Source organism: Streptomyces sp. Ag109_O5-1, assembly GCF_003814875.1.
Lineage (GTDB): Bacteria > Actinomycetota > Actinomycetes > Streptomycetales > Streptomycetaceae > Streptomyces > Streptomyces sasae.
Genome location: NZ_RKQF01000001.1, coordinates 9,501,099 through 9,514,668, shown reverse-complemented (window position 1 = coordinate 9,514,668; position 13,570 = coordinate 9,501,099). Strand labels below are relative to the sequence as shown.

Annotated in this window: 13 protein-coding genes and 1 pseudogene; 3 read left to right on the top strand and 11 right to left on the bottom strand. The window is 72.4% G+C overall.

The features are described from left to right. The first annotated feature begins 22 nt into the window (after positions 1–22). Positions 23–610 (top strand): TetR/AcrR family transcriptional regulator, encoded by a 588-nt coding sequence (locus tag EDD90_RS43375; protein ID WP_123978549.1) that lies wholly within the window; start codon positions 23–25, stop codon positions 608–610. Between the two features lie 107 nt (positions 611–717). Here EDD90_RS43375 and EDD90_RS43370 read toward each other — a convergent pair whose 3' ends face one another. The 6 genes from EDD90_RS43370 to fmt all read right to left on the bottom strand — a co-directional run bounded on the left by EDD90_RS43370 (position 718) and on the right by fmt (position 6,790). Then, on the bottom strand, positions 718–1,761 hold the full coding sequence (locus EDD90_RS43370) for a sugar-binding transcriptional regulator (RefSeq protein ID WP_185149430.1): 1,044 nt from the start codon (positions 1,759–1,761) through the stop codon (positions 718–720). Positions 1,762–1,839: 78 nt separating this feature from the next. Next, the gene (gene rpe / locus EDD90_RS43365; RefSeq protein WP_123978547.1) at positions 1,840–2,526 is read right to left on the bottom strand and encodes a ribulose-phosphate 3-epimerase; all 687 of its coding nucleotides are present in this window, start codon (positions 2,524–2,526) and stop codon (positions 1,840–1,842) included. 136 nt (positions 2,527–2,662) lie between these two features. Continuing rightward, on the bottom strand, positions 2,663–3,802 hold the full coding sequence (locus EDD90_RS43360; RefSeq protein ID WP_123978546.1) for an RNA polymerase sigma factor: 1,140 nt from the start codon (positions 3,800–3,802) through the stop codon (positions 2,663–2,665). Beyond that, entirely contained in the window at positions 3,795–4,217 is a 423-nt protein-coding gene (locus EDD90_RS43355) for a YciI family protein (RefSeq protein ID WP_123978545.1), read from the bottom strand. Before EDD90_RS43355 ends, EDD90_RS43360 begins: the two co-directional genes overlap by 8 nt. A 130-nt stretch (positions 4,218–4,347) precedes the next feature. Continuing rightward, a complete protein-coding gene (locus EDD90_RS43350; protein WP_123978544.1) occupies positions 4,348–5,775 on the bottom strand; it encodes an RsmB/NOP family class I SAM-dependent RNA methyltransferase in 1,428 nt (475 codons plus the stop codon). Positions 5,776–5,857: 82 nt separating this feature from the next. Next, positions 5,858–6,790, bottom strand: coding sequence for a methionyl-tRNA formyltransferase (gene fmt, locus EDD90_RS43345; protein WP_123978543.1), 933 nt, complete (start codon positions 6,788–6,790; stop codon positions 5,858–5,860). Positions 6,791–7,084: 294 nt separating this feature from the next. Between fmt and EDD90_RS43340 the strand changes: the two genes are divergently transcribed. After that, positions 7,085–7,630, top strand: a complete 546-nt coding sequence (locus tag EDD90_RS43340) for a hypothetical protein (protein WP_123978542.1) — start codon at positions 7,085–7,087, stop codon at positions 7,628–7,630. A 168-nt stretch (positions 7,631–7,798) separates the two neighbouring features. Here the strand turns inward: EDD90_RS43340 and EDD90_RS43335 are convergent, their stop codons facing one another. Beyond that, a complete protein-coding gene (locus tag EDD90_RS43335; protein WP_123978541.1) occupies positions 7,799–9,955 on the bottom strand; it encodes a primosomal protein N' in 2,157 nt (718 codons plus the stop codon). Between the two features lie 53 nt (positions 9,956–10,008). Between EDD90_RS43335 and EDD90_RS59185 the strand changes: the two are divergent. Beyond that, positions 10,009–10,242, top strand: a pseudogene (locus EDD90_RS59185) (MFS transporter); the annotation flags it as partial. A 53-nt stretch (positions 10,243–10,295) separates the two neighbouring features. Here EDD90_RS59185 and EDD90_RS55935 read toward each other — a convergent pair. The 4 genes from EDD90_RS55935 to rpoZ all read right to left on the bottom strand — a co-directional run bounded on the left by EDD90_RS55935 (position 10,296) and on the right by rpoZ (position 13,543). Then, complete coding sequence (locus EDD90_RS55935) at positions 10,296–10,448, bottom strand: hypothetical protein (protein ID WP_185149429.1); 153 nt, start codon at positions 10,446–10,448, stop codon at positions 10,296–10,298. A 73-nt stretch (positions 10,449–10,521) separates the two neighbouring features. Next, positions 10,522–11,730: a methionine adenosyltransferase gene (metK, locus tag EDD90_RS43325; protein WP_123978540.1), complete on the bottom strand. Its 1,209-nt coding sequence runs from the start codon at positions 11,728–11,730 to the stop codon at positions 10,522–10,524. Between the two features lie 237 nt (positions 11,731–11,967). Continuing rightward, the gene (coaBC, locus tag EDD90_RS43320) at positions 11,968–13,173 is read right to left on the bottom strand and encodes a bifunctional phosphopantothenoylcysteine decarboxylase/phosphopantothenate--cysteine ligase CoaBC (protein WP_123978539.1); all 1,206 of its coding nucleotides are present in this window, start codon (positions 13,171–13,173) and stop codon (positions 11,968–11,970) included. Between the two features lie 97 nt (positions 13,174–13,270). Then, complete coding sequence (gene rpoZ / locus EDD90_RS43315) at positions 13,271–13,543, bottom strand: DNA-directed RNA polymerase subunit omega (protein ID WP_005319902.1); 273 nt, start codon at positions 13,541–13,543, stop codon at positions 13,271–13,273. Positions 13,544–13,570 lie beyond the last annotated feature (27 nt).

Genomic DNA, 13,570 nt, shown 5'->3' with positions numbered 1-13,570 from the left:
AAGTGTCGAGAAGGTGAGTGGCATGTCGAAGGCGTTGAGTGCGAAGGCCCCTACCGCCAGGGAGCGACTGCTCTCGGCCGCGAACGAACTGTTCTACGCGGAGGGTGTGCAGTCGGTCGGCATCGACCGGATCATCGAGCACGCCGGGGTCGCCAAGGCCTCGCTGTACAACACCTTCGGCGGCAAGGAACAGCTCATCCGCGCCTACCTCGACTCCCGGCACGCCAAGCTGACCGAGCGGCTGCTGCGCGGCGTCGACGCCGCCGACAACCCGCGGGACCGGCTGCTGGCCGTCTTCGACGCGCAGGCCGCGCTGTTCGTCGAGAACGACTACCACGGGTGCGCCTTCGTGGCGGCCAGCGCCGAGGCCAAGCACGGCGGCGCCATCGAAGAGGCCTCCGACACCTACCGCGCCTGGGTCCGGGCCCTGCTCACCGACCTCGCGCGGGACGCCGGCGCCCCGGATCCCGATGCACTGGGCCGCCAGCTGCAGCTGCTGTACGACGGCGGCGGGGTGTCCGCGCGGATGGACCGCGACCCGTCGGCGGGCGCCTTCGCCCGGCAGGCGGCGACGATCCTGATCGACGCGGCGCTGACCGACGGTTCGTGATCGGCGCTGGCCGACGGTTCGTGATCGGCGCGGCACCCTGATGCCGGCACGCGAAGCGCCGCGGCAGCGTTGTCACCGGTGCCGCCGCGGCGATGCCGCGTTCTCCCTCAGGAACCGTCCGGGTCGGAGCGGTTCAGCGTCGACTTGGGCGTGGTGCCCGCCGTCATCAGATAGTCCGCGGCCGAGGTGTCGGTGACGAGGCTGGTGACCAGCCCCGACCTCAGCACCGCGTCGATCGCGGCCGCCTTGCGCTGCCCGCCCGCGATCGCGACGACCTCGGGGATACGGCGCAGCTGGTCGGCCTTGACCGTGATGCACCGCTCCCCCAGGTCCCGTCCGACCCGGCGGCCCTCGGCGTCGAAGAGATGCGCGGCCATCTCGGCGGCGACACCGAGCGTGGCGTAGTGCGCCCGCTCCTCGTCGCTGAGCATGTCGTGCACCGTGGAGATGCCGGGCTCCCAGGAGCCGATGGAGACACAGGCGACCGTGACCTTGTCGAAGTACTCGAAGGCCCGGGCGATCCCGGTCTGGTTGCGCAGCGCCGCCGCGGTGGCCGCGTCCGGCAGCAGCATCGGCGCGTAGATGGGGTGGGCGTCGCCGCCCGACACCTGGGCGGCGCGCCGGACGGCCTCGACCGAGCCGCGCTCGGAGGTCCCGGCGTCGTACACGCCCGTCAGCTGCACCACGGTGCACGGCGGCAGCCGGTCGAGCGCCGCCGCCATGTGGATGGTGGACCGGCCCCAGGCCAGGCCGAGCACATCCCCCTCGTTGACGAGCTCACCGAGGAGGTCCGCGGCGACCTCGCCGAGGTTCTCCGGGTCCGGGGTCTCCTCGGCCTCGGCCGGGGACTCGACCACGACGGCGTGCCGCAGGCCGTAGCGGGCGCGGAGCGCGTCGGAGCGCTCGGCGTCCAGTTCGGCCGGCACACGGATCTCGATGCGTACGAGATCCCTTTCGAGGGCAGTCTCCAGTACCCGGGCCACCTTGAAGCGGCTGACGCCGAACTCCTCAGCGATCTGGATCTTGGACTTGCCCTCGAGGTAGAAGCGGCGGGCCATGGCCGCCGCCTGCACCAGCTCAGCGGGTCCCATCCGCATGGCTGACCGGCCCGCCGACATACCCGACACGGCCATCTCCTCACTGCTGTTCACACTCTGGATACGCCGTTCATCCTTGCAGATCCGGCGCACTTGATCAGCCCTGATCGGAGCCGTTCACGTTCCCGTACCTCAGTGGTCGCACGCCCACGACGCCCGGGCGGTGGCCGACTCCGCCTGGGTGCGTAGTGCACGTACCGCCTCTGCCGGGTCGTTTGCCCCGTACACCGCCGAACCAGCCACGAAAACGTCGGCTCCTGCCTCCGCACACCGTTCGATCGTCGACGCCGAGACTCCGCCGTCGACCTGCAGCCACAGCTCCAGTCCGTGCTTGCTGATCAGCTCCCGGGTACGGCGGATCTTCGGCAGCATGATGTCGAGGAACGCCTGACCACCGAAACCGGGCTCGACCGTCATGATCAGCAGCATGTCCAGCTCGGGGAGCAGGTCCTCGTACGGCTCGATGGGCGTGGCGGGCTTGAGCGCCATGGAGGCGCGGGCGCCCTTCGCCCGGATCTCGCGGGCCAGCCGCACCGGGGCGGCCGCCGCCTCGACGTGGAAGGTGACCGAGGAGGCACCCGCTTCGACGTACTGGGGTGCCCACCGATCGGGGGCCTCGATCATCAGGTGGCAGTCCAGCGGGATGTCCGTAGCACGGGCCAGGGACTCTACGACCGGCACGCCGAGCGTGAGGTTCGGGACGAAGTGGTTGTCCATGACGTCGACGTGGAGCCAGTCGGCGCCTTCGACCGCCTTCGCCTCGTCCGCGAGGCGGGCGAAGTCGGCGGACAGGATGCTGGGGTTGATCTGCGCGGCCATGCCCCAAGCGTGCCATGCCCTGCCGGGTTGGGCCGAGTGGGGTTCGGGGGTGGTGGGGGTTGTGGGGTCGCTGCAGGTGGGTGGGGGCTGAGCGGGCAGTTCCCCGCGCCTCTGAAGGGGCGCGTCCGAACGGCGCCTACTGATAAGCATTGAGTCGGGCAGCCTGGCGGGTCAGGTGGTCTCGTTCCGCGAGGTTGGGGGCCTTGCGGGCTGCCTCCGCGTACAGGCGGGCCGCTGTCGGCCTGTCCCCGGCTCGCTCGTGCAGGTGGGCCGCTACCGCGGTGTGGCGGGGCAGGGAGTCGTCGAGTTCGGCGAGTGCGGCCAGGCCGGCCTGCGCGCCGTCCGCCTCGCCGACGGCGACCGCGCGGTTGAGGCGGACGACCGGGTTGTCGGTCAGGCGTGTCAGTTCGTCGTACCACTCGACGATCTGGACCCAGTCGGTCTCCTCGGCGGTGGGCGCGTCCGCGTGGAGGGCCGCGATGGCCGCCTGGGCCTGGAACTCGCCGAGCCGGTCGCGGGCGAGAGCCGCCTGCAGGATCTCGATGCCCTCCGCGATCGACGCGGTGTCCCAGCGACCGCGGTCCTGCTCGGCCAGCGGTACCAGGCTGCCGTCGGGCGCGGTGCGGGCGGCGCGCCGGGCGTGGTGGAGCAGCATGAGGGCGAGCAGCCCGGCCGCCTCGGGGTGGTCGATCGCGGCCGCGAGCTGCCGGGTGAGCCGGATGGCCTCGGCGGCGAGGTCGATGTCCCCGGAGTAGCCCTCGTTGAAGACCAGGTAGAGGACGCGCAGCACGGTGGCGACATCGCCGGGCCGGTCGAGGCGGACGCCGGAGACGGTTCGCTTGGCCCGGCTGATGCGCTGGGCCATGGTCGCCTCGGGCACCAGGTAGGCCTGGGCGATCTGGCGGGTGGTGAGGCCGCCGACGGCGCGCAGGGTGAGCGCTACCGCGGAGGACGGGGTGAGGGAGGGGTGGGCGCAGAGGAAGTAGAGCTGAAGGGTGTCGTCCGCCGAGGGCGTGGGCCCGGGCGGCGGCTCATCGTCCACGCGGTCCTCGCGCCGGCGGCGGGCGGTGTCCGCCCGGGCCGCGTCGAGGAACTTGCGCCAGGCCACGGTGACCAGCCAGCCCTTCGCATCCCGCGGCGGGTCGGCGGGCCAGCTGTGGACCGCCTCGACCAGCGCATCCTGGACAGCGTCCTCGGCCGCCGCGAAGTCGGCTCCGCGGCGGACGAGAACGGCGAGCACACCCGGTGTGAGGCTCCTGAGCTGGGCCTCATCCATGGATGGCGCACTCCGGGATGGTGGGCGGCGCGGCCAGGAAGGGGCGCACCTCAAGCCACTCGTGGATCGGCCTGCCGCCGGCTCCGGGGGCGGCCGACAGCTCCCCGGCCAGCTCGACGGCGCGCTCATGGCTGTCGACGTCGATGATCATCCAGCCGGCGATGAGGTCCTTCGTCTCCGCGAACGGGCCGTCGGTGACCGGCGGGCGCCCCTCACCGTCGTACCGGACCCACTGCCCCTCGGGGGCGAGCGCCTGGCCGTCCACGAACTCGCCGGTCTTCTCCAGCCGGGCCGCGAAGTCGTTCATGTACTGGATGTGGGCCGAGATCTCCTCCGGCGTCCACTTGTCCATGGGGATGTTGTTGACCGGGGCCGGGGCGCCACGGTAGTGCTTCAGCAGCAGGTACTTCGCCATGGTGGTTCTCCTCGGTGCTGGTGCGACCCATTGTGGTCGCGTTCACCCCGGGAACGGAGCCGGCGACGGATTCTCGACATCGCCGCCGGACTTTTTCGCAGTTTTCTTTTCCGGCCCGTCACCCGGCCCGTCAGCCGGTCCGTCGGATCAGGGCCAGATACATCGCGTCCGTGCCGTGCAGATGGGGCCAGAGCTGTACGTCGGGACCGTCGCCCAGGTCCGGCACGCCGGGCAGCAGCGGACGGGCGTCGACGAGATCCGTGTCCGGGCGCTGCTTGAGGACGTCCTGGACCACCGCGCGCGTCTCCGCGAGGTGCGGCGAGCAAGTGGCGTAGCCGACGATCCCGCCCACCCGTACCGAGTCGATGGCCGTGCGCAGCAGGGCGCGCTGCAGCGGCGCGAAGTTGTCGAGGTCCTCCGGACGGCGGCGCCACCGCGCCTCGGGCCGACGGCGCAGCGCGCCGAGCCCCGTGCACGGGACATCCATCAGAACCCGGTCGAACGTGCCGGGGCGCCACGGCGGTCGCGTCCCGTCGGCGGCGATGACCTGGTACGGCCCCGGGTTGCCGCGCAGCGCCTTCTCCACCAGCCCGGCCCGGTGCGGCTGCTTCTCGGAGGCGAGCAGCGCGGCCCCGCGCTCGGCGGCCAGGGCGGCCAGCAGCGCGGCCTTGCCGCCGGGTCCCGCGCAACCGTCCAGCCACTTCCGGTCGGGGCCGTCGATCGGAGCGTTGGCCAGCGCGAGGGCGACCAACTGGCTGCCCTCGTCCTGCACACCGGCCCGGCCCTCGTGCACGGCCGGGACGGCGCCGGGCTCCCCGCCTTCGGTGAGCCGCACGGCGTACGGCGACCAGCGCCCCGGTACGGCGGCCTCCTCGCCGAGCAGTTCCTCGGCGGTGGCCCGTCCCGGCCGGGCGACCAGCGTCACCTCGGGCCGTTCGTTGTCGGCCGACAGCAGCGCCTCGATCCCCGCGCGGCCGCCGCCCAGCGAGTCCCAGAGCGCGGAGACGACCCATCGCGGGTGCGAGTGCACGACGGCGAGATGGTCCTCGGGATCGTCGTCGTAGGGAGGCGCGACGCGGGCGATCCACCCCTCCAGATCGTCCTGCGCGACCTTGCGCAGCACGGCGTTGACGAACTTGGCCCGGCCGTCGCCCAGCACCACCCGGGCCAGTTCGACGGAGGCGGAGACGGCGGCGTGGGTGGGAATCCGGGTCCCGAGCAGCTGGTGTACTCCCAGACTGAGCACGTCCAGCACCGGCGGGTCGACCTCGCGCAACGGCCGGTCGATGCACTCGGCGATGATCGCGTCGTACGTCCCCTGCCGGCGCAGCGTCCCGTAGACCAGCTCGGTCGCGAGCGCGGCGTCCCGTCCGTCGAACTTCTCGGGCCCTTCCTTCTCCCGGGCCTTGCGCAGCAGCGGCGGCAGCACGAGGTTGGCGTACGCGTCCCGCTCGTCCACGGCGCGCAGCGCCTCGAAGGCGAGGATGCGGACGGGGTCCTTCTGGGGACGGCGGTAGGGCTTGGCGGGCTTGTGCGGCCGCCGGGACTGCTCGCTCACGTAAAAGGTGCTCCGGGTACGGGAATGATGCGGCTTCCAGCGTACGCCGGGCACGCCGGAAAGCCGCTGCTGAGAAGGGGGCTCAGGCGCCGAGGGTCTCCCCGGCGGCGATGCGCACGCCGCGCGCCCAGTCGGCGGCCCGCATCGGCTTCTTGCCCTGGGCCTGCACCCAGAGCAGTTCGACGGCGTACGACCCCGTCCCCACGTGCACGCTGTTCTTGCCGACGGCGATCTGGGCCGGCGCGAGCTCGGTCCGCTCGGGCACCGGCGTGACGTGGATCAGCTTGAGCCGCTCACCGCGGAAGACGGTCCAGGCGCCGGGGGCGGGGGTGCAGCCGCGCACCACCCGGTCGACACGCAGCGCGGGCGTCGTCCACTCGACCTTGGCGTCCTCGACGGTGATCTTCGGCGCGAGGGTGATCCCCTCGGCGGGCTGCGGTACGGCCTTGAGCGTGCCGTCCTCGATCCCGTCCATGGTCGCGGCGAGCAGCCCGGACCCGGCGAAGGCGAGCCGGGTCAGCAGGTCGCCGCTGGTGTCGGTGGGCCGGATCTCCTCGGTGACGGTCCCGTAGACGGGCCCGGAGTCGAGCCCCTCCTCGATGAGGAAGGTGGAGGCGCCGGTGATCTCGTCCCCCGCCATGATGGAGTGCTGGACGGGCGCGGCGCCCCGCCATGCGGGAAGCAGCGAGAAGTGCAGATTGACCCAGCCGTGGGCCGGCACGTCGAGAGCGACGCGCGGCAGGAGCGCCCCGTACGCCACCACCGGGCAGCAGTCGGGAGCGATGGCGGCCAACCGCTCCAGAAACTCCGGGTCCCGCGGCTTGAGCGGCCTCAGCACCTCGATCCCGGCCTCCATCGCCCGCTCGGCCACGGGAGAAGCGACCAGCCTGCGCCCCCGCCCGGCCGGTGCATCGGGCCGCGTGACCACGGCCGCCACCTCGTGCCGCCCGGAGGCGATGAGAGCGTCCAGTGCAGGAACGGCGACTTCGGGGGTACCGGCGAAGACAAGCTTCATGGGCGGCTGAGAGCCTCTCGGACGGCGTCACTTACGGGCAACACACAAGTCTATGCCGCATCCCAAAACCAACCCCCACAGGTCGCTCGACCTCTCGGTCAACCGCGAACGGGCGGTGCGCGGGTGGAAGAGGAATCGGGTGGTGCACAGCGAGCCACCCGGCGTACGCATATGCCCATACGCCCCCACACCGTGACCAGCGGAGCGCCCACGCGTTGGTCAAGAGAGAGTTGACCACAACGGGCCGCATACGCGCGGCCCATTCCTTTCAACGCCGGTTCGAGAGGCTTGTTCATGGCCGACCACGCAACCCACGACGCCCAGGCCCGGGCCAGCCTGCACTTGTTGGTGCGGGACATCGAGCGGGTCCGCCGCCAGGTGGACGCACTGCGCACGCTCACGGCCCAGTTGGGCAACGTCTACCGCCCGCGCCGCTCGGGCCCGTCCACGGGCTTCGTCGTCTACGGACGCGCCCCCGCCCCGACGGTCCGACTCGCCCAGGAACTCCGGGACAGTGTCGAAACCCTGGTCACGGCCGCCGTGGACTTCGACCGCTCACTCGGCTTCTCGTGGGACGCGGTCGGCTCCGCGCTCGGGGTCACCAAGCAGGCGGTGCACCGCCGTTACGGCGCCCGCCGCGCCGCGGCCCAGCCGGCGCCCACCGAGGCCGAACTGACGGGGGAGCCCTCGGGCACCCGCACGATCAATGTGGGCCCCGGCCTGCCCACCGTACCGACGGTCCCGGCCGCCCGCTCCATGCCGACCCAGCCGACCGCGGGCAGCCCCACCCTCCGCGACGAGGCGAGGCCGACAGCCTTCCCCGGCCCGCGCAACGGCTGACGTACCCAACGGCTGACGTACGCATCAACAGACGTCCCCCGCAACAGCCGATCCGCACCACGGCCGTCGAAGGGTCGACCGGCCCGCCCTCCGCCCTCCCGGCAAGCATCCGGGAGGGCAGCCGTAGAAGCACCCGTCTCCCTTCCCCGCACCGGGTCGCACCCGCTGTCAGCCGATGTCGGGCGGGTCGACCCGCACCCGCACCGCCTCCCCGCTCCCCCGCGCCATCCGCGCCATCCGCGCGGCCTGAGCCGCCTTCAGCGCGGTCGCGAGCGCGGCGCCGCTCCCCGGCGGCACCCGTACCAGCGCCCGCTCCCAGTGCTCCCCGGGTGGCGGCGCACCCACCCGCCGGGGTGCCCCGGCCCGCACCAAGGGCAGCGGGACCGGCCCCAACACCTCGGCGTCCGAGGGCAGTTCAGCCGCGCCGAGGAACTCCGCCAGCGCCTCGGCCGGGCCCGACACCGCCGCCATCCGCGACACCGGCGGGAAGCCCAGTTCGGCCCGCTCGCCCAGCTCGCGCACCGCGTGCCCCACCGGGTCCCACCGCACCAGCGCCTGCACCGGTCGCAGCGTCGGCTCCGCGACGACGACCACGGTCCCACCGTCCCCCTGCGGCCGCACCAGCGCTCCCGCCGCGATCCACCGGCGCAGCGCGTCCTCACCGGCGCGCAGATCCGGCCGCCCCAGCATGGCCCAGCCGTCCAGCAGCAGGGCCGCCGCATAGCCGCCCTCGGCGACCGGTTCGGCGCCCGGTGTGCTCACGACCAGTGCGGGCGCCCCGGGGACGGTGTCCAGCACATGCTCACGCCCGGAGGTCCGTACCGGCACGGCGGGAAAGGCCCGCCCCAGTTCCTCGGCGGTCCGCCGGGCCCCGACCACCTGGGCGCGCAGCCGGAAGCCGCCGCACTCGGGGCAGTGCCAGTCGCGCTCCTCGCGTCCGCACCACCCGCACCACAGCACCCCGGCGTCCTGTGCCTCCAGCGGTCCGGCGCAGTGCCGGCAGCGCGCGGGTGCCCGGCACCGGTCGCAGGCCATCCGGGGCACATAGCCGCGCCGGGGCACCTGCACCAGCACCGGCCCGTGCCGCAGCCCCTCCCGGACGGCCTGCCAGGCGAGCGTCGGCAACCGCGCGGCCCGTGCCGCCTCGTCCCGCGCGAGGTCGCCGTCCCCCACGGTCCGCACCAGGGGCGCGGCCTGTCGCACCTGTTCCCGCCCTGCCACCAGGGGGCGCGCCCAGCCGTTCTCCACGAGCTGTGCGGCCTCCACCGTGCAGCTCCAGCTCCCCAGCAGGAAGCCGCACTTGTCCAGCGCGGCGCGCAGCAGCAGGACGTCCCGGGCGTGCGGCTGCGGGGCGTGCGGCTCGCTGTGGCTGTCGTCGCCGTCGTCCCAGATGGCGACGAGTCCGAGGTCCCGTACGGGCGCGAACATGGCCGCCCGGGTGCCCACCACCGCCCGCACCGACCCGCGGCTGACGGCGAGCCACTGCGCGTACCGCTTCTCGGGGCCGGCGTCGGCGGTGAGCAGCGCATGCCGCCCCGCTCCGAGAACCCCGGTCAGCGCGGCATCGACCCGCGCGGCGGCCCGCCCGTCGGGTACGACGACGAGCGCGCCGCGTCCCGAGGCCAGCGTGGCGGCGACGGCCCGGGCGAGTTCCTCGCTCCACCCGGGTCCCGGCAGCGCGTTCCACACCGCGCGCGGCGCGCCGCCGGAGGCCAGTGACTCGATGAACGCGGCCCCTCGCTCGTACCGCGCCCAGGAACCGGCGTCCGGCACGGACGGGGGCGGCAACGGCTCGGGCGACGGGCGTTTCTCGGCCCGCGCGCTGCGCGGCGGCACGGCCAGTTGCAGCACGTCCGCGAGACTTCCCGCGTACCGGTCGGCGACCGCCCGCGCGAGCCGCAGCAGTTCCTCGCTCAGCACGGGCTCGGGCGACACGACCTGGGCCAGTGCGGCCAGCGGTCCCGGGTAGTCGGACTCGGCGAGCCGCTCGACCAGGAACCCGTCGATGAGCCCGCCGCCCTCCCGGCGTCCGTCCCGCACCCGGTGCCGCCCGGCACCGAACCGCACCCGCACCCGCACTCCCGGCTGCGCGTCGGCGTCCAGCTCGGCCGGGACGGCGTAGTCGAAATACCGGTCGAGATGCAGCACGCCCTTGTCCACGAGCACCCGCGCGACCGGCAGCCGCTCAGCGAGCGCGGCCCCCCGCCAGGTACGCGGCTTGGCCCGGGGCGCCTTGGCCTCCCGCACGCTCTCCCGGATGAGCGCGAGCTGCTCCGGCGGCGCCCCTCCGGCGCCGTCGCTCCCCTGCCCGTTCTCGCTGCTCACGCTTGCATTTTTACCAAACGCCACTGACAACGGCCGGGCCACGGAACGGCGTTCTGTCACCGCCGCCCACTGTTCACATACATGTCCATAGGTTCAGGTCATTGACCATCCTCCTCGGTGTCGCCGAGGCGGGCTTCTTCCCGGGCGCCATGCTCTGCATCACGCAGTGGCTGCCCGACTCCAGCCGGGGCCGGGCCACCGCGATCTTCCTGGGCGGTTCGGCCGCCGCCGGTATCGTCACCGGGCCCGTCACCGGCGCGCTGCTGGAACTGCACGGTTTCGTCTCGCCGTTCCTGTTCGGGTACCTCAAGGACACGACCGGCAGCACCAACGGCGGCCTCTACACCCTCTCCGCCGCATCCCTGCTCGCGATCGTCGCCGCCCGCTGCATCCGGGGCGCCTGGGCGGCCGGCGCACCGCTCACGGCGACCGCGGCGGACGCCGACACGGAGCAGCCGCGCGTGGCCCAGGGGTGGTCGATCCGTCGCCCCACACAACGACGTCGGCTCCCGTCACCACCGAGCGGTGGTGACGGGAGCCGACGTGCGTCTTACTGCTTGCCTGCCTCAGAGACCCGCGGCGTTGCGCAGGGCCTCCACGCGGTCCGTGCGCTCCCAGGTGAAGTCGGGGAGCTCACGGCCGAAGTGGCCGTACGCGGCGGTCTGGGAGTAGATCGGGCGGAGCAGGTCGAGGTCACGGATGATCGCGGCCGGGCGGAGGTCGAAGACCTCGTCGATCGCCTTCTCGATCTTCTCGTGGTCGATCTTGGCGGTGCCGAAGGTCTCGACGAAGAGACCGACGGGCTCGGCCTTGCCGATCGCGTACGCGACCTGGACCTCGCAGCGGGACGCCAGACCGGCGGCCACCACGTTCTTGGCGACCCAGCGCATGGCGTACGCGGCGGAGCGGTCGACCTTGGACGGGTCCTTGCCGGAGAAGGCACCGCCGCCGTGGCGGGCCATGCCGCCGTACGTGTCGATGATGATCTTGCGGCCGGTCAGACCCGCGTCACCCATCGGGCCGCCGATCTCGAAACGGCCGGTCGGGTTGACCAGGAGGCGGTAGCCCTCGGTGTCGAGCTTGATGCCCTCGTCCAGCAGGGCCTTCAGCTCCGGCTCCACGACGAACTCGCGGATGTCGGGGGCGAGCAGCGACTCAAGGTCGATGTCCGAGGCGTGCTGGCTGGAGACCACGACCGTGTCGAGGCGGACGGCCTTGTCGCCGTCGTACTCGATGGTGACCTGCGTCTTGCCGTCCGGGCGCAGGTAGGGGATGGTGCCGTTCTTGCGGACCTCGGACAGCCGCTTCGACAGGCGGTGCGCCAGGAAGATCGGCAGCGGCATCAGGGTGGGCGTCTCGTCGGTCGCGTAGCCGAACATCAGGCCCTGGTCGCCCGCGCCCTGCTTGTCGAGCTCGTCCTCGTCGCCCTCGACGCGGTTCTCGTAGGCCGTGTCGACGCCCTGCGCGATGTCGGGGGACTGCGCGCCGATCGAGACCGAGACGCCGCAGGAGGCGCCGTCGAAGCCCTTCTTCGAAGAGTCGTAGCCGATCTCGAGGATCTTGTTGCGGACCAGCGTCGCGATGTCCGCGTACGTCTTGGTCGTGACCTCGCCGGCCACATGCACCAGGCCGGTGGTGATCAGCGTCTCGACGGCGACCCGGGAGGTCGGGTCCTCGCGCAGAAGCGCGTCGAGAATGGTGTCGCTGATCTGGTCAGCGATCTTGTCGGGGTGACCCTCGGTCACGGACTCCGAGGTGAACAGGCGACGGGACACAACGCTCCCTGGGGTTGCAGCGGCTGCTGGCTGATCATTGGCGGACGACGGGGGCTGCAACCCGGGCGTCGTCCGAGAACAGTTTATCGGTCGCACTCTGCCGCGGCCCACGTGTCTCGACACTCGGAAGTGCTGTGACCTGCGGCACGCGCATTCTGCCCAATGGCCGGCGGCCTTGGCCAGAGCCACCGGGCCGCAATGTGGGCTCCGGAGAAGTTGACATATGGCTGAAAGAAGTTAACCCAAACGGGCCGCGACCAGGTCCCACACTATGTCGGCCAGGGCCTCCTTGGGCCCGTGCGGCACAGGCGTCTCGCTGCCGTCGGCGCCCAGCACCACGGCCTCGTTCTCCTCCGAGCCGAAGGTCTTGCGCTCCCCCACCTCGTTCACCACGAGCAGGTCACAGCCCTTGCGGGTCAGCTTGGTGCGTCCGTTGGCCAGGACGTCGTCGGTCTCGGCGGCGAAGCCGACGATCACCTGTCCGGGCCGCGCCCGGTCGGCCGATATCTCCGCGAGGATGTCTGGATTCCGCACCAGGACGATCGGCTCGGGATCCTGGTCGTCCTTCTTCTTGATCTTCCCGGCCGTATAGACCGCGGGGCGGAAGTCGGCGACGGCGGCGGCCATCACCACGGCGTCGGCGTCGGCGGCCGCCTTCAGCACGGCCTCGCGCAGTTGTACGGCCGTGCCGACCGGGACGATGTCCACACCGGCCGGGTCGGGCAGGCCGGTGGTGTTCGCCGCGACCAGCGTCACCCGGGCGCCCCGCGCGGCGGCCGTGCGCGCGAGGGCGTAGCCCTGCTTGCCGGAGGAGCGGTTGCCGAGGAAGCGGACGGGGTCGAGGGGCTCGCGGGTGCCGCCGGCGGAGATCACGACGTGGCGGCCGGTGAGGTCGGGTGCGGTGACGCCCCGGGCCAGCACCCGGCGGCAGGCCTCGAAGATCTCCGCCGGGTCGGGCAGCCGGCCCTTGCCGGTGTCGACGCCGGTGAGGCGGCCGACCGCCGGTTCGATCACGACGGCGCCGCGGCGGCGCAGCGTGGCCACGTTCTCCTGGGTGGCCGGGTGCTCCCACATCTCCGTGTGCATCGCGGGGGCGAAGACGACCGGACAGCGGGCGGTGAGGAGGGTGTTGGTCAGCAGGTCGTCGGCGAGGCCGTGGGCCGCCTTGGCGAGCATGTCGGCGGTGGCGGGGGCGACCACGACCAGGTCGGCGTGCTGGCCGATACGGACGTGCGGGACCTCTTCGACGTGGTCCCAGACCTCGGTGGAGACGGGGTTGCCGGAGAGGGCGGACCAGGTGGCGGCGCCGACGAAGTGCAGCGCGGAGGCGGTGGGCACGACCCGGACGTCATGACCGGACTCCGTGAACCTTCTCAGCAGCTCACAGGCCTTGTAGGCGGCGATGCCACCGCTGACCCCCAGCACGACCTTCGGCTTGCTCACCGGTCCTCCACTCGTTGCGTCCACGGCTCCATGACACACCACAGGCCCGGCAGTCGTGCGCCGGGCCTGTGGATAAAGCAACTGCAAAATGAAAGTACTACTGCGCCGGGCCTTCGATGGCCTCGGAGGTCAGCAGACCCGCGTTGATCTCGCGCAGGGCGATGGAGAGCGGCTTCTCGTGGACGTGGGTGTCGACGAGCGGACCGACGTACTCGAGGAGGCCCTCGCCGAGCTGCGAGTAGTACGCGTTGATCTGACGGGCGCGCTTGGCCGCGTAGATCACCAGGCTGTACTTCGAGTCGGTGGCCTCGAGAAGCTCGTCGATCGGAGGGTTGATGATGCCCTCGGGCGCGGTGATGGAAGAGGACACGCTCTGCCTTCCGATGGATGGGAAAGA

Excerpts from the sequence above, each read along its gene's own strand:
- EDD90_RS43375 (WP_123978549.1), top strand. The coding sequence starts at position 23 with ATGTCGAAGGCGTTGAGTGCGAAGGCCCCTACCGCCAGGGAGCGACTG.
- rpe (WP_123978547.1), bottom strand. The coding sequence starts at position 2,526 with ATGGCCGCGCAGATCAACCCCAGCATCCTGTCCGCCGACTTCGCCCGC.
- EDD90_RS43360 (WP_123978546.1), bottom strand. The coding sequence starts at position 3,802 with ATGGATGAGGCCCAGCTCAGGAGCCTCACACCGGGTGTGCTCGCCGTT.
- EDD90_RS43355 (WP_123978545.1), bottom strand. The coding sequence starts at position 4,217 with ATGGCGAAGTACCTGCTGCTGAAGCACTACCGTGGCGCCCCGGCCCCG.
- fmt (WP_123978543.1), bottom strand. The coding sequence starts at position 6,790 with ATGAAGCTTGTCTTCGCCGGTACCCCCGAAGTCGCCGTTCCTGCACTG.
- EDD90_RS43340 (WP_123978542.1), top strand. The coding sequence starts at position 7,085 with ATGGCCGACCACGCAACCCACGACGCCCAGGCCCGGGCCAGCCTGCAC.